The sequence below is a fragment of the Azospirillum sp. TSO35-2 genome (assembly GCF_003116095.1).
Taxonomy (GTDB): domain Bacteria; phylum Pseudomonadota; class Alphaproteobacteria; order Azospirillales; family Azospirillaceae; genus Azospirillum.
Genome location: NZ_LGRA01000001.1, coordinates 81,536 through 105,796 on the forward strand (window position 1 = coordinate 81,536; position 24,261 = coordinate 105,796).

Sequence of the window (24,261 nt, forward strand, 5' to 3'; positions counted from 1 at the left end):
TGATCGTTTGGCGATCGTTTGGCTGGAAAAACCGTCCGGCGTGCCAAGATTCTGGGAAGGTGGCCGCCTTGGCCCGGCGGCCAAGGCCATTCTTCGTGGACGCGAAACCCCCATGAGCGACGGCGACGACGATGTCTGGCGGCTTCCACCAACCCGGCACGGCCGGGACATCCGGCTCGGGCCGGAGCGCGACGCGGCCCCCCGGTCCGGCGGTGGTCAGGCCCGGTTTCAGCGCCGCGGGAACACAGCGCCCGAAGTCGTGGTGAAGCTGACCGGGCGGGCCCGCGGGGCGGCCGGCCACCTGCTCGGCCAGCTTGACTACCTCACCCGCAACGGGACCCTGCCGGCCGAGACGCAGGATGGCGAACGGATCACCGACCGCGCGCGTCTGGTGGCGCTCCACGAGGACTGGCTGCTGGCCAACGCCGCGGACGACCGGAGCCGGGGCGTGGCGAACGCGGCGCAGAGCGTTGCGCTTGCGCTTTCCATGCCGCCCGGCACCCCGCCCGACCAGGTCGAGGCCGCGGCGCGTCAGTGGGCGCGCGACACGTTCGGCGGCACCCACGACTGGATCCTGGCCCGCCACGACGACACCGGGCACCCGCACGTCCACCTCGCGGTCCGAGCGGTCGGCCGCGACGGCCGGCGGCTGGCGCCCGGCCCCGCCGACCTCCAGCGCTGGCGCGAACGCTTCGCCCGCGAGTTGCGGCGGCTCGGCCTCGAGGCCGCCGCCACACCCCGCCTTGCCCGCGGCCCAGGGCGCAACGCCGCCCCCCTGATCCAACCCGCCGCCGAACGCGATGCACCGGCTCCCCCACCGCCCGACGCGGGGGGCGCCATGGCGCCCCGTCGGTTCATGGTGGCGCTGCCGGGTGTGCTCACCCGGCCGGCCCCGGCCGCCGCGCCGCGCCATCGATCGGCGGAGCCCCCCACCCCCGGCCCGCCCGCTCCGGGACAGGCTCTGGGCTTGCACCGTGCAAGCCGGTCCCGGATGACGGCCCCGCCCGACCCCGCCCCGCCCCGCCCCAAAGGGCGCGGCTGATACGGCCGCTGATGCGGCCAATGACCAGGACCGGCCGGCGCCGAGCGGCGCCCAGAGGAGGCTGGCACGGCGCAAGACCTCCTCAACGGCCGTCGGTGGCGCGCGGGGGCCGCCGTCGTGGCCGGTTCTTGCGCCGGGCCTCGGCGGCACGGACCTCGGCCTCCGCCCGCTCAACCGCCCCCGGCGCGGCGGTCGGGCGCTCGGCGTCGGGCAGCCCCCAATACTCGAAGTTGCCCGTCATCACCGCGACGACCCGGCGCATCGCGACCCGGACCTGTTCGGCCGCCACGCGGGCGGCATCGCCCGGCGTCCCGGCCGGATCCCCGGCGCCATCCAACCGTCGGGCGGCCCGCTCCACGCTGTGACCGATCGCCCGCAGTTCGTGGAACACCGCGCGCAGCGCCTCCACCTCCACCGGGGTCCATTGCGGGCGGCGGGCCAGATGCACCAGCGCCAGCGACCGGAGCCAGGCCGCCGGGCTGGTGCCACGCGCCTTGGCCGCCTCGAGCAGCGCCGCGCGCTCGGGGTCCTTGAACCGCACGCCGATTTGCCGCCCCGTGCCGGAGCCGCGCGGCGGCGGCGGTGGCTGCCCCTCCAGGGCCTCGGCCATCAGCCGGCGCAACGCCGCCGACGCGCTGCCGTCGGTCTGCCGTGCCCAGGCCTCGAACCGGGCGGCCAACGCCGCGTCGACATAGCCCCCGACCAATTTCCGCCCAGCTTTGGCCGCCACCGCCGCCCTCCGTTTTAAAATCTGCTCCCATCCCCCATATCCTGCCCCCCTCCTCTCCCACGGCCCCCCTCGACCCCATGTCCAAGCCCGCAAAGGCAAGGGAGGGGGCAGGGCTTGCACCCGCCGCTCCGGGCGTCACTCCACACGGACGATGCGCAGCGCCGCGGCGTCCACCGCCTCAACGCCGGTGGCAAAGACCACCAGCGCCGCCTCGGGCCGCCCGGCCTTGCGGTCCACCACCAGGCGGCCACAGCGTCCATCCGCCAACGCCACATGGAACACCGGCCGGTCGGGCGGACGGGAGGACACCCCGGCTGGCCGGGGGCTTCCGTCGGCGAACCGGCCCGGGTCCGGCCCGCCAGAGCCCGGACCGGCCGGGCTTGCACCGTGCAAGCCTTCCCCCGTCGCCACCCCGGGGGCGGTTGGCCGCGCCGCCGACCGATCGGCCAGGAGGCTGCCGGTGGCTTTGCCGGTGATGGCGCCGATGATCCGGCGCGCCTCGGTCACCGTGAGGACGCTCCCGGCCTCCGGCAACGCCGCCGTCACCGCGTCGGGCGTCTTCAGCCACTGCCGGTAGAGGTCGTAGAGCGCCCGCATGTCGGCCTGATCGATGCGCGCCAGCAAGGCCGGCGGGAATTTTCCCGCCTGCTTGAAGGCGGCGACCTGATAGTCCTTCAGCGCGCAGATGGCGGCGATCTGCGTGTTGGTGTGCCCCTCCCCGGCCAGCCGGGCGATGGCGGCGGCGAGGTCGCTGTTCGACAGCGCCGCCCGCTGCTGGTTCTCGATCACCTGGGCGATGAAATCGCCGCCGGCGGCCCGGCGGATCACCGCCGGGATGTCGGCCAGCCCGGCCAGCCGGGCGGCGCGCAGCCGCCGCGCGCCGACGGCCAGCCGGTAGCGGCCCTCCACCGGTGGCCGCACGACGACCGGCTGCACCAGCCCGTGCGCGCGGATCGAGGCGGCGAGCAGCGCCAGCCCGTCCGCGTCGAACACGGTACGCGGCTGCTCCGGGTCCTCGTCGATGTCCGCCACGGGCAGGCGCACAACCTCACCCCGCCCGTCTCCGGTGGCGGCGCGCAGTTCGGCGAAGGCGGCCTCGGCGAAGGCGGCGCGGGAGCGCGGCGGCGGGCTCATCGGCCGAGCTCCAGGCGCACCGCCACCGTGGCAAGCACGCCGCGGATTTCCAGCGAGGCTTCGCGCGCCGCGCTCCCCGTCATCGCCCACACCGGTTCGCGGTCGCTGGCCGCACGGGCGTAGGCGTCGCGCTTGGCCAGCAGCCCCGGAAACAGCAGCCGGCCGGCCTGCCCGGCCAGGCTCTCGAACAGCTGCCGCTCGCGCCGGCTTTTGCGGTCGAAGATCGAGGGCAGCAGCCCGAGGAACAGCGGTTCCGGGCGGCGGTAGTGCCGCGCCACGCCCTTGATCGCGCGCAACAGCTCGGCCACGCCTTGGATCGAGTAATCGTTGATGCCGATCGGCGCCAGCACCGCGTCGGCCGCCAGCAGCGCCCCGAAGGTGCGGTTGGTCAAGGCCGGGGGCGTGTCGATCACGCACACGTCGTAGTCCGCCGCCATGGCGGCGAGGCTGTCGCGGAAGGTGGCAATGCAGGTCCGGTCCACCCCCTCCACGCCGAGCAGGTCGCGGGTCGAGCGGGTGACGGTGAGCCGGCCGACGTCCGGCACGCGGGTCACCTGGACGAACAGCTCGACGCTGTCGACCCGCCCGAGATGCGCGCCGAGCGTGGCGGTCAGGTTGGCCTGCTGGTCGAGGTCGATCACCAGGGTGCGGAAGCGCTCGGCCAGATACCAGCCGGCGTGGGCGACGAGGCTGGTCTTGCCGACGCCGCCCTTCTCGTTCATCACGGCCAGGGTTTTCATGGGGGCATCCTCCAGGTGGCGAAGGCCCGCGCCGCACCGACGCGGCGTGTGCGTTTTTGCAAGATCGCTTTTATCGTCCACGAAATGCCGGATCACCGGACGTGACTACAAAGGCCACGGCCGTTCGCGCCCTCCCTGTGCGAACGAGTCACGGAAGAGCAGCGCATGGCCGTTTTTTGTCGCACCCTTGTGCGTGCTGGCGCGGCAATGATTTTCCCGTAATCGGTGCATACACCGCCCGCCGGGTGCCGCGGTGTTTTTGCAAAAACGCTTTCATTTGCCCAGAGACGTCGCTTGCGCGCTCTGCCAAGGGAGGCCCACGGAATGACGAGGCGCCTATCCGCAATGCCCACTCGCTCCCGCTCCGCTTGCGCTGTTAAGAGAGCGGTGGCAGGCGGGGCATCTCCCGACACCGGCCGGCGGCGGCCGGCCGATCGGGCCGAACCGCTCTGCCGGCGCGCAATCGGGCGGAACGGCGGGGGCGGGGCTTGGCAAGCGGACTGCAGGAAGGGGAGATCAGGCAGGCCCTCCTGGAGGGTGGGCACATCCGCAACGTTCTCATCGTCTCCAAAGGCGTCGGCCGTGCGGTCGAGCATCTGGCTTATCTGCGGCCGAGCTGGCGGCGCGATTTCCTGCCCTTGCGCACCTGGAACGATCGAACGGACCGCACCTACCGCGATCTCGACCGCCTGCTCACGCTCATCCGGGCTGACTTCGGCTTTCGCGGCTGCGTCCCGGTCTACATCGCCGGCGATCCAGACCTCGCCCGCTACAAGGCGCTCGCCCAGGAGTTGCCGGGGCCGGTGCCGCCCAATTGTGACACGGAGCTTTGCCGGCCCAGCGCCGTGGAGCCGCGCGGCTAGCGTCGGCCTCGCCCTTCCCGGCCGGGGAGGGTGGCGATGACCATGGCCGTGGCGCTCTTCGTCCAACTGGCCGTGGCCTGCGCTCCCCGGGTCCAGGTCGACACGCTGGCCGCCGTCGCCCACGCCGAAAGCCGGTTCAACCCGCTGGCGATCGGCGACACCACCACCGGCCGGTCCCACGCCCCGCCGACCCCCGCCGATGCGGTGGCCCAGGCAACCGCGTTGCTGCGCCAGGGCCATTCCCTCGACCTTGGCCTGATGCAGCTGAACAGCGCCACGCTGGCCCGACTGGGTCTGAGCGTGGCCGACGCCTTTGAGCCCTGCCGCAACATCGCCGCCGGGGCCCGGGTGCTGGCCGACGGCTATGACCCGGCGGGCGGCGAGGACGGCCAGCGCGCGTTGGTGCGGGCGCTGTCGCGCTACAACACCGGCTCGCCGACCCGCGGCGTGGCCAACGGCTACGTCGCCCGGGTGCGGGCCGGGGCCGCCGCGGTGGTTCCGGCCATCCGGCTGGAAGAGGGGGCTGCGGTCCCGGCGCCGGACCGGCCGGCGGCCCCACCCCCGGCGGTCGTCCCGCCGGAGCCGCCCGTCTGGGATGTCTACGCCCGCGCCCGCCACACCCGCGAGCGCAGCGCCCGAGCGCCGGAGCGCACCGCCCAGACACAGGCGCCGTCACCGCAACCCGCCGCTTCCGCTCCGGCCCGGCCCGATCCCCCGCTGGCGGGCGCTGCCCACCCCTGACGGCAGACGGTCCCGGCGCCCCACCCCCACTCACCGCCGAGGAGGGTCCATCCATGGTCAAGTCTCGCTCACTGGCCGCCGTTCCGCCGGCCCCGGCCAACGCCCGCACCAAGCGGGCCACGCTCGCCGTCCTGACGGCGCTCGCCGTTGGGCTGGCCGCAGCGCCCGCTTTTGCCCAGGCGGCCGGCGGCGGCGGCGACCTCACCACCTTCTTGCAGAACGTCGTCAACATCCTCACCGGCACCGCGGGGCGTCTGATCGCCGTCATCGCCATCTGCATCGTCGGCATCGGCGCGCTGATGGGCGCGCTCAGCATGCGCACGGCCGGCGGCGTTCTGTTCGGCGTCATGCTGATCTTCTCGTCCGCCTGGATCGTCAACCAGATCGTCGGGGCTTGAATGGACCCGCAGGATCTGGCCGAGGACCCGCTGTTCCTCGCCTGCACGCGGCCGGCGATGTGGCGGGGCGTGCCGCTGGAGGCCGTTGCCATCAACGGCATGGCCACCACCATCGTCTTCGTGCTGATCGGCAACCCCGCCTGGCTGCTGATCGGCGTCGTCCTCCACCACGCCCTGCGCGCCCTGGTCAGCCGCGACGTGCATCTGTTCGGCACGTTGCGGCTGTGGGCCGACACCAAGGCGCGGGCCCGCAACACCGGGCATTGGGGCGGGTCTTCCGTCAGCCCGCTGCCGCTGGGCCCCGCCCGCACCGCTCGGGAGGTCCGCATCCATGCGTGAGGCCGCCTTATGGTCGCGCGAGCGCGAGCCGGACACCTATGTGCCCTATCTTGGCCACGCCGCCCCCGGCGTTTTGCTGCTCGACGACGGCTCGCTGCTCGCCATGATCAGCCTCGGTGGGGCCGGCTTCGAGACGGCCGCCGCGGACGAGGTCAACGCCCGCCACAGCCGGCGCAACCTTCTGCTGCGCAACATCGCCTCCGAGCGTCTGGTGCTGGCCACCCACATCGTCCGCTCGCTGGCCGATGGAACCGACTATCCCGACGCGCCCTGCACCAGCGCCTTCGCCCGCGAGCTTGACGCCGCCTACCGGGCGCGCCTGCTCGCCAACCGGCTTTTCCGCACCGAGCTGTTCCTCTCGGTGCTGCTGCGCCCGGCGGGCGCCGGCGAGCGCAGCCGGCTGGCCGGCCTGTTCGCCCGACGCCGGCGCGGCGATCTTGGCCGCCCGGCCGGTCCGGCCGCCTTGGAGGCGCTTGACGCGGTCGTCGCCACCATCCTGTCCGAGCTGGACGACCACGCCCCGCGGCGGCTGGCCCTGCGCGAGAGGAACGGCGTGCTGTTCTCCGAGCCGGCCGAGGCCTTGCGCCTGGTGTTGACCGGGCACACCCTGCCGGTGCCGCTGGTGGCTGGCCATCTCGGCGGGGCGATCTACACCGACCGCGTCATCGTCGGCCGCGAGGCGATCGAAATCCGCGGCCCCGGCGGCTCCAGCTATGCCGCCGCCTTCGGCTTGCGCGAGTACCCCGCCACGACCTGGCCCGGCATGTTCGACGCGGTGCTGGCCGCCCCTTACCGCTGCGTGCTGACCCAGAGCTTCGGCTTTTTGGCCAAGCCGGCGGCGCAAGCCGTGCTGACCCGCAAGCAGAACCAGATGGTGACGGCGCAAGACAAGGCGGCCAGCCAGACCGCGGCCCTGGGCGAGGCCGCCGACCTGCTCGCCTCCAACGCCTTCGTCATGGGCGACCACCACCTGAGCTTGGTGACCTTCGCCGACGGGCTGGAGGGCCTGCGCGCGGTCGCCGCCCGGGCCCGGCGCGATCTGGCCGAGAGCGGGGCGGTGGTGGCGCGTGAGGATTTGGCGCTGGAGGCGGCCTATTGGGCCCAGCTGCCCGGCAATCTGCGCCTGCGCACCCGCCCCGGCGCCGTCAGCTCGCGCAACTTTGCCGCCATGGCCAGCCTGCACAACCATCCGGCCGGCACACGGCGGGGCCATTGGGGCGAGCCGCTGACCCTGTTGCGCACCACCGGCGGCACCGCCTACCGCTTCCACCTCCACGCCCCCACCGGGACGGTCAGCGACCTCGGCAACGTCTTTGTCGCGGGGCCGGCGGGATCGGGCAAGACGACGCTGATGCTGTTCCTGGCGGCCCTGGCCGGACGCCAGGGCGCCCAGGTGGTGGTCTTCGACAAGGACCGCGGCGGCGACATCCTGGCGCGGGCGGTCGGCGGCACCTACCTCGTCCTGCCGGCCGGCGCCCCTTCCGGCTTGGCGCCGCTGAAAGCGCTGTCCGACACGCCCGCCGACCTCGCCTTCCTCAAAAGCCTGCTCAAGCCGCTGATGCTGGAACAGGGCAGCGACCTCAGCCCGGAGGAGGAACGGCGGCTGGATCTGGGTTTGCGCGCCGTGCTGGCGCTGCCGCCCGCCATCCGCTCGCTGGGCGAGCTGCGCGCCTTCCTTGGGCAGGCCGACGCCGCGGGACCGGGAGCCCGGCTGGAAACCTGGTGCAAAGGCGGCGCGCTTGGTTGGGTGCTCGACAACGACGCGGACGCCCTGGCGCTGGACCCTCCCTTCCTCGGCTTTGACGTCACCGCCGTGCTCGACGACCCGGTGACCCGCGGGCCGATTCTCGCCTACCTGTTCCACCGCGTCGAACGCCTGCTCGATGGCCGCCGCCTGGTGCTGGTGATCGACGAGTTCTGGAAGGCGCTGCTCGATCCGGGCTTTCGGGATCTGGTGAACGACAAGCTGAAGACGATCCGCAAGCTCAACGGGCTGGTGATGCTCGGCACCCAATCGCCGGCCGACGCGCTGAACAGCCCGATCGCCCACTCGATCATCGAGCAATGCCCGACGCAGATCCTGATGCCGAACGCGCGGGCCGACGCCGCCGACTACCGGGCGGGGCTGAAACTGACCGCGCCGGAGTTCCAGGCCATCCGCGAGGATCTGACCGTCGGCGGGCGGCGCTTCCTGCTCAAGCAGGGCACCGCCTCGGTCGCTTGCGAGCTCGACCTGACCGGGCTGGACGATCTGGTGGCCGTGCTGTCGGGGCGGGCCGGCACGGTGCGGCTGATGGAGCGGCTGATCGCCCGGCATGGGGCCGAGCCGGACGCCTGGCTGCCGCATTTCCGCCGGCACTGGCGTTCGGCGTTGACGTAACGCCGCCAAGACAAGGGAGGACACCGCCATGCGCAGACCGGCTTTCGCCGCAACCGTCACCGTGATCGCCGCCGCGGCGCTCCCGGCGCGGGCGCAGTATCAGGTGCTCGACGTCACCAACCTCGCGCGCAACATCGAGCAGGTTCAACAGCTGGCGCAGCAGCTTCAGGTCATGCAGCAGCAATATCAGCAGCTGCTCAACACCTACCAGGCCGTCGCCCACGCGCCGTCGGACGCGCTCAACCAGCTTGGCCGGCAGCTGAACGTCGATCCGTTCCGCAACGCGCTGCCCGCGCAGAGCGGCGCGCTGGGCTCGGTGATGAACGGCACCACCCTGGGACCGGGCACCCTCGGGGCCGTGGCCCAAGGCTACCTGGAGCGTAACCGCGTCTACGCGCCGGCCAGCCCGGACTTCCAGGCGCAGGAGATGCAGCGCAACGCCACCAGCGTCGCCGGGGCGCAGGCGATGGCGGGCGAGCTCTACCAGTCGGCGGCCGACCGGGTCACCGCCCTGCAGGGGATCGAAGCGCAGCTCGCCACCGCGTCGGACGCCAAGGCGGTGGCCGACCTGGCCGCCCGGATCGGCGCGGAGCAGGCCTACATCCAGGCCCAGCAGGTGCAGGCACAATCGCTGCTGCTGTGGCAGCAGGCGCAGATGCGCAACCGGGACCAGCGCGAACAGGAGCGGCGCCGGCAGTCGATCGACGCGCTGATCGAGCAGGCCAAGGCGCGCGGAGGCTGACCCAATGATCCAAACCTCCTGCCCCGTGCAAGCCCTGCCCGTCCTTCTGGCGCTGGTGGTCGCTGCCACCGGGCCGGTGGCGGCGCAGGGAACGCCATCGACCGCGCCGCGGACGGTGAGCTGGTACGCCGACCACCCGCAGACCCGCGCCCAGGTGCAGCTGGCCTGCTTCGACGATCCCGGCCGTCTGGGCCGCGACCCCGACTGCGTCAACGCCCAGGCGGCGAGCGTCGAGGTGGCGTTGCGGGACGCACGGTCGCGCACCGGGACCATGGACCCGAACGATCCAGCCTTCTGGTCCAGCGATCCCGAAAATCGGCAAAGCAAACTTATCTTATGCCGCAGAAATCCAGGGTTAAATTACTGCGAAGTGGCAAAGCGCTCACTGCTGATCGAAGCCGGACAGGCAGCGAGGTGACCCATCATGGGCGACATCCAGTGGCAGATTTTTGCCTACATCGTCTCTCAGGTGGAGGCCCCACTCATCGTAGTCGTGGCGGAGGTGTTCAACGCCTTCCTGATCTATGTGGCGGCTCCGCTGCGGGTGGCCCTGGTGCTGTACATCGCCCTCACCGCCCTGTTGGTCGTGCGCGGCGAGGTGTCTGAAACCGGTGCGGCTCTGTTCGGCCGCATCCTCAGGATGATCCTGGTGGTGTGGGTGGTGACCGGAGCTGGGGTCTATCAGCAATATGTCTACGATCTGTTCTTCACCACGCTGCCGAACGGTTTGACAAGCGCTCTGACCTCGTCCGGCTCCGTCCGGATCGTTAATGCCAACAGCTTCGATCAGGTTTGGCTGCGGGCGTGGCGCGCCGGCCTTGAGGTGTGGCGTACGCTGGGCTGGAGCGACATCGCCGAGAAGGCCGTCGTTGTCCTGTTCTGGGCCGTGGCGATCCTCTCCACCGGTTTTTGCTTCGCCATCTGGCTGATCTCGCGGGTGATTCTGGCGCTGTACGTTGCGCTTGGGCCGCTGCTCGTTCCCTTGGTGCTGTTCACCGCCACCCGCGCCATCTTCGAGCGCTGGATCGGTTCGCTGATCTCCTGCGTCATCCTGCAGGTCACCACCATTGTCTTGCTCTTCATCGTGCTCGCCGTTGAACAAGAGGTGGTAGGTTCTATTGTGCGCATGGGTTCTGTCGACCCCATGGTGATGCTCCAGGTTCTGCTCGCCGGCATGATCTTCTTCGCTGTGGCGGCCTATGTGGCCTTCCAGCTGCCGGCCTTTGCCGCCTCGCTGTCCGGCGGGCTTGCCTTCCACACCGGTGCGCTTGCCCGCGCCGCCCGCGGAGCCGTCGGCTCGACCGGCCACAGCCGGGTGGATGGGGAGGGCACCCCGCAGCGCGTCGGCCGCTCCGGCGCGCTCGGCGCGCTGCACCACGCCGCCGCGGCCGGTTGGCGCGCCGCCGCAGGCCCCGCCCGCCCGCCGCACCAACCTCGTCGCCCGCCGACCGGCGCGTCCCTCTCCGACCGCGGTGCGTCGGTTTGAGCGACATCCTGGGCGCGTCGGCGCCCGAACCCCGCCCCAGCCAAGGAACCCCGGCATGATCCTGCGGCTCACACTCGGCCTCACCCTTCTCGCCCTGACCGCCTGCGCCGGGCACCCGCCGCTCACCGAACCGTCCGGCCCCGTCCGACCGCTGAACGCCGGCCGCTGGACCCCGACCGCCGACGATCTGCAGGCGGCGTCGCCGGCCGGGGAGGATGGCCGATGAGCGCCTCCACCCCGGCTCCCGCCGACGCCTTCCTGGCCCGTCCGGTTCCCGCCGATCCCGTCCTGCTCGACGCTTATTTCGCCAAGGTTGCCAGCTACGAGGCCGACCGTCTGCGCGCCTGCCGGCGCACCGCCCGCGCCGGCGTGGCGATCGGCGCCGTCGGCGCCCTGGTCGGCCTGGCCGGAGCGGTCGCCGTCGCCGCGTTGACGCCGCTGAAGAGCGTGGTTCCGCTGGTGTTCCGGGTGGACAACGCCACCGGGGCGGTCGAGCGGGTCTACGACCTGCGCGGTGGCCCGTTGGAGGCGACCGAGGCCGAGCAGCGCTATTTCCTCTGGCAGTATGTCCGGCTGCGCCAGGGCTACAGCGCCGCCGAGGCGCCGGCCAACTTTGAGGCGGTGGCCCTGATGTCGGCACCGGCGGTGCAGGCCGACTACGCGGCCGAGTTCCGCGGCTCCAACCCGGCCAGCCCGCAGGTGGTGCTCGGCCGCGACGGCACGGCGACGCTGCGGTGGGTCTCCACCAGCTTTCTCGGGGCCAAGCTCGCCCAAATCCGCTTCGTCCAGCACGAGCGCAAGGGCGACGTGGCGTTGCCGGCCAAGCGCATGGTCGCCACCATCGGCTTTGACGTCGTGCCCGGTCCCGTCAGCGCCTCGGCCATCAACGTCAACCCGCTCGGCCTCATGGTCACCAGCTACCGCGCCGACATGGAGGCCACGCCATGATCCGCACCCGCTCCATCGGACCGGCCATGGCTGTGGTGGCCGCGGCCACCTTGGGCGTTGCTGCCGCACAGGCCGAGCAGGCGCCGCACCCCGGCGGCTTCGACCCCAGGGTCCAGCTGGTCGCCTACAACGCGCTCAACGTCGTCCGCATCGTCGGCTGCCCGACCAACTCCACGCAGATCACCTTCGGACCGGCCGAGGAGATCACCCAGGTGGCCATCGGCGACGCCGAGGCCTGGCTGGCCCAACCGGCCGCCAACATGCTGTTCTTGAAGCCCACCGAGGTCCGCGCCGCCACCAACGCCCAGGTGGTCACCCGGCGTGCCGACGGGCTGTTGCGCTCGTACCAGCTGCGGCTGGTCGCCGAGCGCAGTGAGGATGGTGCCGGCGCCGCCATGTTCGCCGTCCAGTTCCGCTACCCGCAAGACGAGCGCGCCGCACGCGCCGCGCGCCAGGACCGCGAGGCGGAGCGGGCGCGGGAGGGGGAGGCGCAGGCCCGCCTCGCCACCGCCTGGGCGCAGGGGCCGCGCAACTGGCGCTACGTCGCGCAGGGCTCACGCGCGCTGGAGCCGACCGAGATCAGCGACAACGGCCGCCAGACCGCCTTGCGCTTTCCCGGCAGCCGGCGCGTTCCGGCGATCTACGCGGTGGCGCCGGACGGCAGCGAGGCGATCGTTTCTTACACCATGGCCGGCGATGTTGCCGTCGTACCGACCACCGCGCCGGCCTTCGTGCTGCGCGACGGGCGGGAGGCCCTGCGCGTCGTCAACCGCGGCTTCGACCCGGTCGGCCGCGACCCCGGCACCGGCACCGGCACGCCGGACGTCACCCGCAGCGTCAGGAGCGCCGGGCGATGAGCGAGGCCCCCACCCCGCCGCCCGGCGGCGCGCTTGCCGGTGAGCGCCATGTCTCCGAGGTGGCCGGCCGCGCCCCGGGCGTCGGCCGCAAGGCCGGCATCGGCGCCCTGGTCGCCGGGACGGTGCTGGCCTGCGGCGCCATCCTCCTGAGCGCGGAGAAGCCCAACCTCAAGCCGCAGGACGGCCCGCCCCGCGCGGTGCGCCCGGCGATCCGCTACGAGCCGCCGCCGCCGTTGCCCGTGCAGCCGGCGGCGCTGCCGGTGCCGCCGCCCCCGCCCCCGCCGCTGCCGGAGAAGCCCCTGGCGCTCACCCCCGCCCAGGCGGCGCCGCCGTCACAGCGCCAGCCCCGCCTGCTGGTCTACACGGCAAACGGGGGAGGCGGAGCCAACCCCGCCCCGGGGGCCGTTCCGGGGGCCGCGCTCCCGCTGGGCGATGGCGCCGGAATGCCGGGGGACGGAGGACGGGGGATGGGCCAACCCGGGGCGGACGATCTGGCCACACGGCTCCAGCCGACCCGGCTGACCGGGGCGTCGGCCGGTGTGCTGAAGAACCAGCCCTATCGGCTGAGCACCGGCACCGTCATCCCCTGCATCCTGCAGACCGCGATGGACTCAACCCTGCCCGGGTTTGTCACCTGCGTCGTGCCGCAGGATGTGCTCGGCACGACCGGCCTGACGCTGCTCGACCGCGGCACCAAGGTGGTTGGCGAGTTCCGTGGCGGCGTCCGCCAGGGGGTGGAGCGGATGTTCGTCGTCTGGACCCGCGCCGAAACCCCGCAAGGGGTGGTGATCGCGCTCGACAGCCCGGCCTCCGACCCGCTCGGGCGCTCGGGCCTCGACGGCGCGGTGGACCGCCATTTCTGGCAGCGCTTCGGCGGCGCCCTGCTGCTGTCCTTCGTCGACGGCGTCCTCCAGGCCGGCGTGGCGGCGGCGTCGAAAGAGGGCACCACCACGATCAACACCGGCCAGACCCAGTCGGTGATCGCCGAGAGCCTGCGCGGCAGCATCGACATCCCGCCCACCCTGCGCAAGAACCAGGGTGAGCTGGTCAGCATCTTCGTCGCCCGCGACCTCGATTTCTCCACCGTCTACCGCGTGCAGCCCACCGCCGCCCCCGTCTCGGACCGGCCCTGGCTCCCCGGAGGCCGGCCATGACGCGCGCCGGGGAAACCACCTTGCGGCTCCTGCTGGAGCCGGTGGCCGGGCTGCTCGCCGACCGGGATGTGACCGACCTTGTGGTCAACCGGCCGGGCGAGGCCGGGGTGGCGCGGGCGGGGGTCTGGTCCTGGCACGAGCGGCCAGATCTCACCTTCGAGCGGCTCGACGCCATCGCCACGCTGTGCGCCGCCTTGTCGCAGCAGGATGTCGGGCCGGAGCACCCGCTGTGCGCCTCGGTCCTGCCGGATGGTGAGCGGGTGCAGATCGCCCGCCCGCCCGCGGTCGCCGCCGGCACGCTCAGCCTGACCATCCGGCGGCCCGCCGTCTTCAACCCGACCATCGCCGCGCTCGCCGCCGCCGGCCTGTTCGCCCGCACCCAGCCGGCGGCCCCGGGCGTGGCTCCCGGCGACGCCCGGCTGATGGCGCTGCACCAGGCCGGCGACTGGGCGCGCTTCTTCCCGCTGGCGGTCCAGGCGAAGAAGACCATCATCGCCACCGGCGACACCGGCTCGGGCAAGACCACCGTCGCCAAGGCGCTGATCCAGGCCATTCCGCGGGAGGAGCGCCTGGTCACCATCGAGGACACCGCCGAGTTCATCGGCCTGCCCCAGCGCAACCGCGTGGCGCTCTTTTACAGCAAGGGCGACCAGGGCGTGGCGCGGGTGCGGCCGGAGGACCTGATCGAGGCGGCGTTGCGCATGCGCCCGGACCGCGTGCTGATGCAGGAGCTGCGCGACGGCGCCGCCTTCACCTTCCTGCGCGCGCTCGCCGCCGGGCATCCCGGCGCCATCACCACCTGCCACGCCGGCAGCGCGGCCGACGCCTTCGACGCGCTGCGCCTGATGGTCAAGCAGCACGAGGCCGGCCGCCACCTCGCCGACGCCGACGTGCACGCCCTGCTGCGCCAGCGCATCGACATCGTCGCCCATTGCCGGCGCGGGCCCGACGGCTTCGCCATCGCGGAGGTCTTCTTCGACCCGCTCGCCAAGAGCGCCCTGGGGGACGCGCCGGTCCTCCGCGCGGCCGGTTGAGGGAGCCGCCGATGGACAGCCTCGAGGACTGGCCCGCTCCGGCCAAGGCGCTCGCCGTCGTCGTGGCGCTGCTGGTGCTGGCGGTGCTGTGGTCGGCCATCGCCTCGCTGGTTTTTCTGGCCGGCACCAACCTGCTGACCCCCGACACCCTGCCGCTCGCCCAATACTGGCTTTACCTGCAGCATTACGGCGTCCATCACCCGGTGGTTGGGCCCTGGCTGCGGTTGGCCGCGGCCGCCGCCACCGCCGTGCCGGTGCTGCTCGTGCTGGGCCGGTTGGCGCGCGGCGGTTGGCCGGGAGCGCGCCGGCCGCTTCATGGCGAGACGCGCTGGGCCGGGCGGCGCGAGCGGAGGGAGGCCGGCTTTGACGACCGCGTCGGCGGCCTCTTCGTCGGACGCGACCGCCGCGGCCGTTTCTTGCGCTTTGGCGGGCCCGAGCATGTCGCCTGCTACGCGCCCACCCGCTCCGGCAAGGGGGTCGGGCTGGTGATCCCCAACGCCCTGCTCTACGAGGCCTCGCTGGTGTGCCTGGACGTGAAGAAGGAAACCTGGGGGGCGACGGCCGGCATCCGGGCGGCGGCCGGGCAACGGGTGGTGCTGTTCGACCCGCTGGCGCCCGACGGCCGCACCGCACGCTACAACCCCTTCAGCTACGTGCGCCGCGGCACCATCGACGCCTTCGAGGACATCCAGCGCATCGCCCAGATGGTGTTCCCGCACGCCACCGGCGACCAGCAGTTCTGGACCGACGCGGCGCGCTCGGCCTTCACCGGGGCGGCCGGGTTCCTGGCGGAGACGCCCGAGCTGCCCTTGACCTTCGGCGAGGTGCTGCGGCTCTTGTCCAGCGTCGACGGCGCGCGCTCGATGATCGAGCGCATCGAGGCGCGGCGCCGGCGGGGCGCACCCTACACCGAGGCGACGGTGAAAGCGCTGGAGGACTATCTGAAGGGCTCGCCCGACCTGGTGAACTCGATTCGCAAGACGATCACCGCCCGGCTGTCCTTGTGGTTCAACCCGCGCATCGACGCCGCCACCGCGGCCAGCGATTTCGACCTGCGGGCGCTGCGCCGCTCGTTGCACGCGGTCTACATCGGCGTCACGCCCGACAACATCGCCCGGCTGCGCCCGCTGCTGGCGCTGTTCTTTCAGCAGCTCATCGACCTCACCGTGCGCACGCTGCCCCAGCACGACCCGTCCGCCCGCCATCAGCTGCTGTTGCTCTTGGACGAGTTCACGCTGCTGGGGCCGATGCCGGTGCTGGCCGACGCCTTCGCCTATGTGGCCGGCTACAACATGCGGCTGATGCTGATCCTGCAGAGCAAGGCGCAGCTGCGCGACCGCGACCTCTACGGCCCCGACAAGGCGGCGGCCATCCTCGACAATTGCGGGCTGGAGGTGGTGTTCGGCACGAAAGACCTGGCGTTGTGCGAGGAGCTGAGCGCGCGGCTCGGCTATGGCACGGTGGCGGGACGCACGCACAGCGGTCCACGCTTCTGGCGGCTGTTCCGCCGCGACCGGCTGAGCGTGAGCGAGAGCGAGCAGCGGCGCGCCCTGCTGCTGCCGCAGGAGATCATGCGGCTGAGGCCGCAGGACGCCATTCTGCTGCGGCCCGGCTTCCACCCGATCCGGGCGCGGCGCATCCGCCATTACGAGGATCCCGTCTTCGCCCGTCTGCTCCGCCCGCCGCCGGTGGTGGCGCCGATCGACATTCCGGTGCGCCTCGACCAGGGCAAGGGCTTCGAGCCGATCGCTGCCGAAGCGGAAACCGGAGCCCCGATGCCGGCGCGCCCAGCCCCACGGCGGACGATGTCCCGGCCGAAGGGAGGCCGCCGGACGGCCGAGGGGACCGCGCTCTCCGCGGGGCAGGCACGCTCCCCGGCGGACGCCGAGGCCGCCGCACACCCAGCCGGCGAACCGGAGCTGCGGCCCGACCCGGCGGACGGGCTGATCGGCGCGATCCTCGGCACCGAGGTGGACCTCAGCCGCTATGGGCTGGAGGACGGCAAAGCCGTGGTGGCGGCGATCCTCGACGCCGTGCCCGTGCCGACGGTCGAGAGCGCCGCCCCCCGCCGCAGCGGCGAAGACGCAGCGACCCCGCCTTCCATCCCGTCCGCCGAGCCGAGGTGAGCCATGGGACGTGCGGACTGCTTGGCGGACGCCGCCCGCCCGACCAACAGCGTCCGGCCAGCGCCCTTGACCCCATCCGCTGGCCCGGGACGTCACCCGCAGGGCTGAGACAGCGCCGGGCCGGCTGCCCACAGGTGAGCGCGGCGCCGCACCCCGGTGCTGGCTCGGGGAGGAGGCGCGGCCGCGCCGACGCGTAGGACCGGAGAACGTGGCACCGCTGGCCAACACTTCCCAAGCCCCAATAAATCCCAAAACCGCGCCCACGAAACAAACCAAGGACGACCCCGGCCCGTCCCGGCGACGTACGGGCAGACCAAGCCCATCGGAGCGTGGGCCGCCCAGTTCTCCACGTGGCCGCGGGCCTTCGGGATGGCGTGGCGGCGGGGCTCATCGGCCTTGTACGGCATCGGGGGCTCGGCTTCAGCGGGCCCGATACCCGAGCGCCCTCCCACTCCGATCGCAAAGCTGTTTCATCGGCGTCGCGACCATCGTCCCGTCGCCGAGCATCGGGAGGCCCACACCCGGGTGTTTCAGCTGTGGGCCGTGGTCGCTGGCGCGCCGCTGGCGGCGCAATCACCGGACCGCCAGCAGCCTTCGGGCCAATTTGGGCACTTCGGCCCAGCGACCAACACGTTGACGATGCTCTCAACAGGAAGGCGCTCCGCCCGGTCCTGCATGGCAATGCCGCTCAGGGAGACGGTGCGAACAAACGGGCATCCCAAATGACGGGCCGTGGCCGGGACGCGCGGATGTCGGCGAAGTCCGGGTGAAGCTGGTTGATCAGGAGGTTGCGCTCGAAGCCCATGGCCGGGTGTGACGGCACGACCAGGACCACCGAACGCCGGCTGTCGTACCACGCATCGCCATAGGCGCGGCTGGCGGCGTAGCTGGGATCGTCCCATCCGGGCACGTCGCCCGGGCCGATCTCCTCGACCACGACGTGCCCTGGAACGAAAATCTCGGCGAACTGCTGCCCGGCCGGGATCCGGCCGATCCGCGTGTGCGCCAGTTTCTCCAACAGCGCGGTGGCGAAGCCAAGCCCGGCATAGACGACGTAGCGCCCCCTGGAGTTCCAGCGGCCACCGGTCTTGAAGGCCCCGCCGCCGTCCAGCAGCGGAAAACGGTCGTCCGCGATGCGGAACGCCGTCAGCGGCCCGGTCGGGTGCGATGGCATGGATTACGCGGGCAGCCCGTGCAGGATCGCGTCGAGGATGTCTTCGACATGGCGGGCGCCGAACTCGTCGATGGCCACCTCGATGGGAGCACGGTCAGCGAGTTCCGGGTGCGGCGTCGTCAACCACTGCCGGGCGTCCTCGGCGTTGCGCCACACGTACTCGGCGTGCGCGATAACATTCGCCACGCGCGCCGTGCGCTCGCCTTCCGCCGGCGTGAGCCGGCCCTCCCGCAGGCGGCGCTTCAGCGTCCCCTCCGGCACGATGCGGTTCATCAGGGTCCGGCGCGCCGCCGGATCGGCGTAAACGTGTTTGACAACCCGGTCGAGGGCGTCGACGGTCACCCCCTCGCCGATCCGGCGCTGCAGGTCCATCGGCGTGGTGACGGCGCGGTCAAACGTGGCGCGGCCACCCATAACGTTCACGATCTCCTGAATCTGCATCACCGCCCCCAAACCAACTGATCCCACAATATGGCATCATTTGATCGGAGCGCAAGAGACCTTGGGGCCGCTCGTCGATCCGCGAATCGTCCTCGCCCGCGGGGGCCCGTCGTGGCCGAACGCCGGCCGACCGTCACCCGCCTGAAGGAATTGGCCGACGCGTGCGCCGTGCCGCCGGGAGCGCGGTTGGAGGCGGGCCCGACGCCGTCCGGCGGGTGAAGGGCCGGTCCCGGGGGGCGCCACGGCCGGCGAGGCGGCGGGCATCGTCGAGAGCGCCCCAGACGAGGCGGTGGACGATGCCGGCCTCGGGCCCGGGCGGGCGGAACAGGCTGGCGTCGGTGTGGTCGAGAGCGGCCCACAGCACGCGCAGCCGCACCAGCAGTCCCGCCGCACTGTACGCGGGCAATCGGGCGGCCCACCCCTCCAGCTCGGTCAGGGCTTGGGTCAGGCGGTCCAGCGGCTCGTCGGCGATCGGCTGGGTGCGGCACAGCGCGCGGTAGGCCTCGAGCAGGACGCCGTGCTCCTCACCCAACTGCAGCAGCGCGTGGTCGCCGCCGTCGTCGGGGACGAGCGGGATCGGGGCGGTGTCGGGCATGGCCGGGGCTCCTCCGGTGTGCGGGGGTGGGCGGTTCCCGGTCCGGCGTCTGCCGGCCCGGATGCCCGCTTGCCGGTCAGCCCTGGCTGCCGGACCGGTGGCGCGCCATCGGTTCCCGTCCGTCCCAACACCCTTCTCGCAGGAGAGGGCCGCGAACTCCGGGCGCCGCCGGGAAAATTTCAGCCCCATCGCGATTCGCAGACCGTGCCCGTGGCACCGGCGAGCCCCCGCCCGCTTGGGGCGGGGGCTCGCCGGTGCGGTCACTGCTGGGTGGGCGCGGGCCGGAAGGCGACGTCGTCGGCGGTGAGCAGCCGGCGTTCGGCCAAGCACCAGACGCGCATCCCCTCGCGCAGGCCGGCGGCGGCGAGGTGGCGCGAGCCGGCGTCCTCGCGGTCGGCGACCAGCACCATCCGCCCCGCCCCGGTCTGGGCGGCGCGCACCATGGCGGTGTTGCGCGCGAAGCCGGCGGCTTTGCCGCCCTCCTGCCAGCGGGGGGTGTGGACGACGCAGGGCACACCGCGCTCCAGCGCCCACTGTGCCGCCAGCGTCTGGACGCCGCGGCGGTTGCCGGTGCGCAGCACCAGCGTGTCGGGGTGTTGGGCGAGCGCGCGGTCGAGAGCGGCGGTCAGCGCGGCTTCGTCGGCCGTCTCGCCGCCCATCACCAGCAGCTGGTAGCCTTCGGACACCCGGCGTTCCTCCGCCGCGCGGCGGGTGGCGCGGGCCTCCTGCCAGTCGCAGGCGACGACGCGGGCGGCGGTGACCTGCGGAACCGCCTGGTTGAAGGAGGAGCGGTGGGCGTAGACGTCGCCGGTGACGCGGCTGTAGGCGGTGGCGGCGCCAATGGCGGCGGCGCGGGCGAGGTCGCGCATCGCCTCGGCCTGGGCCAGCTGGTGCTGCAGGCGCTCCAGGCGCAGGCTGCCGATTTCGGAGGCGGGCTGCAGCCCCTCCTCCTCCAGCCGCTCGCGCAAGGACAAGGCGAGGCGGTCGATGCGCTGGTCGGTCAGTTCGAGCTGGCGGTAAAGCGCGTGGCACAGCGCGCCAAGGATGCCGGAGGCCGGCAGCAGGGCGCGGTCGGGATCGAGCTGACCGTCGAGGTCCTGGCCGAACACCGCCCCGTGGTCGAGGAAGGGCTGGGCGATGGCCTGCACGGCGTCCTCGGCCTGAAGCCGCACCTCGTCCTCGCTCCACCCGTCGTCGGGGGCGGGCAGGACCGGGCGCATGGCCTGGGCAACGGCGGGCAGGCGGGCGCGCTCCTCCGCCCGGGCCCGGGCGCGGGCGGCGCGGTAGGCCTGCACCGGGTCGGGGTTGACGGGCGCGCTGTGCGGATGCGCCGTGGCCGGACGGGTGGCGTCGGTGGTATGCATGGATGTCGTCCCTTTTTGGCTTGAACGGTTGGAAGGGATGGCCGGGCGTGGGGAGGTGCGAACTCCCTGCGCCCAACCTGTTTCAAGGGGCGGAGCAGAACCCGATGGTTGGTCTCTCCGCCGTCCTCACAAGAACCATTATGCCGGATATGCCAAGAAAAACAACGGCGCAGAGGATCTAGTCTCTTATCATTATTTGCGGTCGTTGATTGTTGCGTTTCTCTTGCCAAGAAGAGGGTGCAATCAATCAAATGAAGGTGCAATGGAATCTCATATTGTTGTCGCCGCCATCTTCAATCGCAATCCCATTGTTCGACTGAAAGGACCATCCCCCCGTCCCGACCTGGAGTCCGACGGGCGGCGCGCGCAGGGGCGGTCAAGGAGGCCCGACGGGCACCGCGGGCGCGGCGCGCGCCAGCGCGTCCTTGACGGCCCCGAGCACGATGTCAGGCTTGGTCCTCACGGGCGGCTGTTCACCGGCGAAGACTGTTGCAGGCCGGCGGCGCGGCGGGCCTCCAGACGCACCTCCCTCCTCAGGTCGCGGCGTCGGCGGGCGGGACTCAGGCCGGCCCGCCCTCCAGCGCCTTCCACGGTTTGCTGTCGATCAGCCGCGCCACCCGCTCCTGGCGGGCGTGCACCGTCGCCATGCGGTTGGCCCCGCGTGTGGCGTCGTGGGTGGCCCAGTGGGTGAACAGGTTGTACAGCGCCCACAGCGTGTCGTCCTCGCGGCCGCCGACCCAGGCGGTGGTCAGCTGGCCGACCAGGGCGTCGCTGGCCCCAGGCAGGGCGCGCAGCATCCGCACCGCCTGGTCGGTGTCCACCCGCAGCTCGGCCCAGCGGGACCAGCGGGCGGTCTCGGCCAGGTAGAGCGTGCAGGCCGCGACCATACCGCGGGCGAGCGCCTCCATGTCCAGCCTGGCGGAATGGCGGGCCTTGGCGGTGGCGACGTCGCGCCCGATCACCGCGGTGTTGGCGCACACGAAGCGGTAGCCGCCGCCGCGCCAGGAGACCGCCAGGCTGCCGTCGTAGCTGTTGAAGCCGACGATGCGCAGCGCGGTGGCGTCGCCGGGGCGGACCTCGACGCTGTGGGCGGGCAGGACGTACTGGCGGAACAGCCGCCGGCCGTCGTGGGTCAGGTCGGTTGAAACCAGCATGCCGGTGGTGTCCAGCCCGCCGGCGCGCAGGGCGGCGTCGAAGGCGGCGGTGGCGGCCTCGTGCGGCACCAGCGTGTAGCCGTCCTGCCAGCAATGCAGCACCGCCCCGGTGTCGGGCCGCACCAGGGCCCGCCAGCCGTCGATCGTCCGACCGGCGGCGCTCATCGGCACCAACTCCACCGGGAAGAAGGCTGGGGCTGTGTGGTTGGCGGGAACGAAGCCGTAACGCTCCATCAGGTCGAGAGAACCCATGGCGGAAGTCTCCTTGCGGGGGGGCGGGATGCCCGGACGGTCCAGGCATCCCGGTTGTGCCGTCCTGACTGGTTGGTTGCCGGTGTCACTCCGCGGCGATGGCGAGCGGAGCCGTGCCGGGGGCCTCATCAGCGGCATCGGCGGGGAGGGCGGTACCGGGCGGCAGCCAGGACGCCGCCGCGCGCCGCCTCCAGGTTGCCGCGCCGGGCCGACACCGCGCTGCCGGTGAGATCCAGCCAATCGGCGGGGTCGCCGCCGCGGTGCTCCAGGCAGCGCCCGACCCGCTCGGCCATCTCCGCCTTGCGCAACCGGCCCACGGCCAGGGCGAAACCCGGCGCGATGGTCCGGGCGGCGTCCTCGATCAACGCCTTGGGCAGGCGCTCCAGGAAAGCGGGGCCCGGGCGCCAGTCGGCCGCCACCGAGACGCCGAGTTCCCGCGCCATCTCCAGGCCGATGCCGGTCTCGCCGTGGCGGAGGTGGCAGCGCAGCGCGACCAGCATGGCGAGCAGGTGTGGCAGGTCGACCGCCGGGTCACCGAGCGCCGCCCACAGCGCCGCCGGATCAGCGGGATAGCCGCCCGCCTCCAGCCCGAGCCGGTCGGCCCAAGCCGCTCGCGCCGCCTCCACCCTCCGCCACGCTTGGCTGGCGTGGTGCTCGCGCGTTCCGGTGGGGACGCGGTGCTCGGCCCCGAACCGGCCGCACGGCCCGGCCCCGGGCGCCAGAAGCGCGAAGCAGGCCAGCCGCAACGCCATGGCGGGGCTGTTCAGTACGGCCGCCTGGAGGCTCGCCGTGCGCACCGCGCCCAGCTCCTCGCGCACCGCCGCCGACAGCTTCGGCTCCTCGGAGGTGTCCTCCACCGCCGCGCCGCCGGCGGGCGGGTCTTCCCAGGGCGGAACGTCGTCCTCAGCCAGTGGCCCCGGTTCAGGATCGCGGCGGCGCAGGCCCTCCACCCACTGCACCGAACCGTCCGGCGCCAGCACCGCCACCACGCCGCAGACACCGCGGTCGTAGTCCGGCTCGATGGCGTCCAGCTTTTGGCCCAAGGCGGCGCGGTCCGTGTCGGTGAGGTCCGGGCGCTCCAGCTCCGCCTCAAGGCTGACGAGACGGGCCTCCTGCTCCGGCGTCAGGCTCGGCACGGCGTGGCTGAAGGCGCCGCGCCAGCTCCAGGCCTGGGGTCCGTCCTGCACCTCGACGAAGGCCCAGCCGGGGCGCCGCCGTTCGGCCTCGGCGTCGAGCGCCGCCCGCTGGCAGGCGAGGAACAGCGCCGGATCGTCGATCAGGCCACGGTCGGCGCCGTCGAACAGGTCGCGGGTCAGCGTGCCGCCGGCTGCCGCGTAGGCCTCCAGCACGCCGGGCAGCGCGTGGCCGGCCGGCAGCTGCGCCCGGCGCAACGCCTCGCGCACAGTGCGGGCGGCGTCCAGCGGCGTGCCATCCAGAACGCGTTCCAGCAACGCCTCCTGCTGGGCGTGTGAGGCGGACAGGGTCAGCGCCTGGGCGACGGCCAGCGGGATGTGGCCCGCGCGCAGGGCCTCCAGCACGGCGGGGCTGAGGGCGGCGAGCGCCAGCCGCTGGCGGATGCAGCGCACCGGCCGGCCGAAGCGCGCGGCGAGCGCCGCCGGATCGGCGCCGTCCCCGACCAGCCGGGCGACGGCCTGCGCCTCGTCGGCGGCGCAGGGCGCGACACGTTGCAGGTTCTCCGCCAGACTGAGTTCGCGCGCCTCGGCCTCGTCGGCGCGGCGGCGCACCGCGGCCAGCCGGACGGTGTCGGGCCACTTGCCCTCGGTGACCAGCGCGCGGGCGGCCAGCGTGCGCCGCGTCCCAGCGACGAGCGCGAAGCCGTCGCCGTCCGGCGCTCGGGTGACGACGATGGGTTGCAGCTGGCCGTGCACCAGCAACGAGGCCTTCAGCTCCTCCAGACCGGCGCTGCGGTGGGAGGTGCGCATGTTCGTCTCGGCCAGCCGCAGCCGACCGAGGGGGATGGCGATGGTTTTCATGGGAATGGGTCCTCAAAACGGGCGCGCGGCAGGGCGGGCCCACCGGCGCGGGCGGCCTAGGCGGCGGTCTGCGGAGCGGTGCACCGCCGTTCGGCGGCTGGGGCGGCGGTGTCCGCCGGAGCCACGGGCAGCCGGGCGGCGGCACCGGTGGCGAGGGCGCCGTTGTCCTCGAAGCCGGCTTTGCGGAACGAGGCGGACGGAGGCCAGCAGCGCTGGGGCCGCAGAGTGGGCGGGATCGGGAGGACGCGCCGGATGCCGGCGCCGTCCTCGACGTTGCGGGGGGGTGAGGGCGAGCGGCGGGTGGCCGTCGGTGGCTGGGCCGGTGTGCATTGGTCGGGAGCCTCCGGGTTGCCTGCTTGTGTGCAGGTCATCCAGAGCTGTCTGCCGTCCTGACTGCCCCTCCTCCCCACGCGCGCTGTGGATGCCGCGACGGGCGGGTCTGCCGACGCCGCTGGGGCCTCTCCCGTGCGGCGCCGAAACCAAGATGCCGGGCATCACACCGTACACCCTGATCTGCCCGGGCACTCCCACACCCCACATCCAGAAAGGCGCGCAAGTAGCGGCAAACGGTCT

24 protein-coding genes are annotated in these 24,261 nt (G+C 72.9%); 15 read left to right on the forward strand and 9 right to left on the reverse strand.

Features of this window, described 5'->3' with window-relative positions:
• The first annotated feature begins 112 nt into the window (after positions 1 to 112).
• Positions 113 to 1,042 (forward strand): relaxase/mobilization nuclease domain-containing protein, encoded by a 930-nt coding sequence (locus TSO352_RS00380; RefSeq protein ID WP_109105424.1) that lies wholly within the window; start codon positions 113 to 115, stop codon positions 1,040 to 1,042.
• A gap of 82 nt (positions 1,043 to 1,124) precedes the next feature.
• On the opposite strand, the gene TSO352_RS00385 is transcribed toward TSO352_RS00380, so the two are convergent.
• From TSO352_RS00385 to TSO352_RS00395, 3 genes are all read right to left on the reverse strand, one after another.
• A complete protein-coding gene (locus tag TSO352_RS00385) occupies positions 1,125 to 1,772 on the reverse strand; it encodes a hypothetical protein (protein ID WP_146210674.1) in 648 nt (215 codons plus the stop codon).
• A gap of 135 nt (positions 1,773 to 1,907) precedes the next feature.
• Positions 1,908 to 2,906, reverse strand: a complete 999-nt coding sequence (locus TSO352_RS00390; protein ID WP_109105426.1) for a ParB/RepB/Spo0J family partition protein — start codon at positions 2,904 to 2,906, stop codon at positions 1,908 to 1,910.
• Positions 2,903 to 3,646 carry a ParA family protein gene (locus tag TSO352_RS00395; protein WP_109105427.1) on the reverse strand — a complete coding sequence of 248 codons (744 nt, stop codon included), beginning with the start codon at positions 3,644 to 3,646 and terminating at the stop codon, positions 2,903 to 2,905. The genes TSO352_RS00390 and TSO352_RS00395 overlap by 4 nt, the downstream gene beginning before the upstream one ends.
• A 488-nt stretch (positions 3,647 to 4,134) precedes the next feature.
• On the opposite strand from TSO352_RS00395, the gene TSO352_RS00400 reads away from it, so the two are divergent.
• From TSO352_RS00400 to TSO352_RS00465, 14 genes are read left to right on the forward strand one after another with little or no spacing between them, the layout of a single operon-like run.
• Positions 4,135 to 4,509, forward strand: a complete 375-nt coding sequence (locus TSO352_RS00400; RefSeq protein ID WP_109105428.1) for a hypothetical protein — start codon at positions 4,135 to 4,137, stop codon at positions 4,507 to 4,509.
• A gap of 36 nt (positions 4,510 to 4,545) precedes the next feature.
• Positions 4,546 to 5,250: a lytic transglycosylase domain-containing protein gene (locus TSO352_RS00405; RefSeq protein WP_109105429.1), complete on the forward strand. Its 705-nt coding sequence runs from the start codon at positions 4,546 to 4,548 to the stop codon at positions 5,248 to 5,250.
• Positions 5,251 to 5,303: 53 nt separating this feature from the next.
• Complete coding sequence (locus tag TSO352_RS00410) at positions 5,304 to 5,648, forward strand: TrbC/VirB2 family protein (RefSeq protein ID WP_109105430.1); 345 nt, start codon at positions 5,304 to 5,306, stop codon at positions 5,646 to 5,648.
• Positions 5,649 to 5,987: a type IV secretion system protein VirB3 gene (locus TSO352_RS00415; protein WP_109105431.1), complete on the forward strand. Its 339-nt coding sequence runs from the start codon at positions 5,649 to 5,651 to the stop codon at positions 5,985 to 5,987.
• A complete protein-coding gene (locus tag TSO352_RS00420; RefSeq protein WP_109105432.1) occupies positions 5,980 to 8,367 on the forward strand; it encodes a VirB4 family type IV secretion/conjugal transfer ATPase in 2,388 nt (795 codons plus the stop codon). Before TSO352_RS00415 ends, TSO352_RS00420 begins: the two co-directional genes overlap by 8 nt.
• A gap of 28 nt (positions 8,368 to 8,395) precedes the next feature.
• Positions 8,396 to 9,109, forward strand: a complete 714-nt coding sequence (locus tag TSO352_RS00425; RefSeq protein WP_109105433.1) for a type IV secretion system protein — start codon at positions 8,396 to 8,398, stop codon at positions 9,107 to 9,109.
• Positions 9,110 to 9,113: 4 nt separating this feature from the next.
• Positions 9,114 to 9,527 carry an EexN family lipoprotein gene (locus TSO352_RS00430; RefSeq protein ID WP_109105434.1) on the forward strand — a complete coding sequence of 138 codons (414 nt, stop codon included), beginning with the start codon at positions 9,114 to 9,116 and terminating at the stop codon, positions 9,525 to 9,527.
• A gap of 6 nt (positions 9,528 to 9,533) precedes the next feature.
• Positions 9,534 to 10,595 carry a type IV secretion system protein gene (locus TSO352_RS00435; protein ID WP_109105435.1) on the forward strand — a complete coding sequence of 354 codons (1,062 nt, stop codon included), beginning with the start codon at positions 9,534 to 9,536 and terminating at the stop codon, positions 10,593 to 10,595.
• Positions 10,596 to 10,650: 55 nt separating this feature from the next.
• Positions 10,651 to 10,821, forward strand: coding sequence for a type IV secretion system lipoprotein VirB7 (locus tag TSO352_RS00440; RefSeq protein WP_109105436.1), 171 nt, complete (start codon positions 10,651 to 10,653; stop codon positions 10,819 to 10,821).
• Positions 10,818 to 11,543, forward strand: a complete 726-nt coding sequence (locus tag TSO352_RS00445) for a VirB8/TrbF family protein (RefSeq protein ID WP_109105437.1) — start codon at positions 10,818 to 10,820, stop codon at positions 11,541 to 11,543. The genes TSO352_RS00440 and TSO352_RS00445 overlap by 4 nt, the downstream gene beginning before the upstream one ends.
• Complete coding sequence (locus tag TSO352_RS00450) at positions 11,540 to 12,400, forward strand: TrbG/VirB9 family P-type conjugative transfer protein (RefSeq protein WP_109105438.1); 861 nt, start codon at positions 11,540 to 11,542, stop codon at positions 12,398 to 12,400. Before TSO352_RS00445 ends, TSO352_RS00450 begins: the two co-directional genes overlap by 4 nt.
• The gene (virB10, locus tag TSO352_RS00455) at positions 12,397 to 13,554 is read left to right on the forward strand and encodes a type IV secretion system protein VirB10 (RefSeq protein ID WP_109105439.1); all 1,158 of its coding nucleotides are present in this window, start codon (positions 12,397 to 12,399) and stop codon (positions 13,552 to 13,554) included. Before TSO352_RS00450 ends, virB10 begins: the two co-directional genes overlap by 4 nt.
• Positions 13,551 to 14,588, forward strand: a complete 1,038-nt coding sequence (gene virB11 / locus TSO352_RS00460; RefSeq protein ID WP_109105440.1) for a P-type DNA transfer ATPase VirB11 — start codon at positions 13,551 to 13,553, stop codon at positions 14,586 to 14,588. The genes virB10 and virB11 overlap by 4 nt, the downstream gene beginning before the upstream one ends.
• A gap of 11 nt (positions 14,589 to 14,599) precedes the next feature.
• Positions 14,600 to 16,714, forward strand: a complete 2,115-nt coding sequence (locus TSO352_RS00465) for a type IV secretory system conjugative DNA transfer family protein (protein WP_109105441.1) — start codon at positions 14,600 to 14,602, stop codon at positions 16,712 to 16,714.
• A 688-nt stretch (positions 16,715 to 17,402) separates the two neighbouring features.
• On the opposite strand, the gene TSO352_RS00470 is transcribed toward TSO352_RS00465, so the two are convergent.
• From TSO352_RS00470 to TSO352_RS00495, 6 genes are all read right to left on the reverse strand, one after another.
• On the reverse strand, positions 17,403 to 17,888 hold the full coding sequence (locus TSO352_RS00470) for an RES domain-containing protein (protein WP_109105442.1): 486 nt from the start codon (positions 17,886 to 17,888) through the stop codon (positions 17,403 to 17,405).
• A gap of 3 nt (positions 17,889 to 17,891) precedes the next feature.
• Positions 17,892 to 18,329, reverse strand: a complete 438-nt coding sequence (locus tag TSO352_RS00475) for an antitoxin Xre/MbcA/ParS toxin-binding domain-containing protein (protein WP_109105473.1) — start codon at positions 18,327 to 18,329, stop codon at positions 17,892 to 17,894.
• A gap of 133 nt (positions 18,330 to 18,462) precedes the next feature.
• Positions 18,463 to 18,924, reverse strand: coding sequence for a hypothetical protein (locus TSO352_RS00480; RefSeq protein ID WP_109105443.1), 462 nt, complete (start codon positions 18,922 to 18,924; stop codon positions 18,463 to 18,465).
• A 260-nt stretch (positions 18,925 to 19,184) separates the two neighbouring features.
• Positions 19,185 to 20,288: a DUF2493 domain-containing protein gene (locus tag TSO352_RS00485; RefSeq protein WP_109105444.1), complete on the reverse strand. Its 1,104-nt coding sequence runs from the start codon at positions 20,286 to 20,288 to the stop codon at positions 19,185 to 19,187.
• A 560-nt stretch (positions 20,289 to 20,848) separates the two neighbouring features.
• Complete coding sequence (locus TSO352_RS00490; protein ID WP_158284486.1) at positions 20,849 to 21,694, reverse strand: DUF932 domain-containing protein; 846 nt, start codon at positions 21,692 to 21,694, stop codon at positions 20,849 to 20,851.
• Positions 21,695 to 21,822: 128 nt separating this feature from the next.
• Positions 21,823 to 23,688 carry a ParB/RepB/Spo0J family partition protein gene (locus TSO352_RS00495; RefSeq protein WP_109105446.1) on the reverse strand — a complete coding sequence of 622 codons (1,866 nt, stop codon included), beginning with the start codon at positions 23,686 to 23,688 and terminating at the stop codon, positions 21,823 to 21,825.
• Between the last annotated feature and the right edge of the window lie 573 nt (positions 23,689 to 24,261).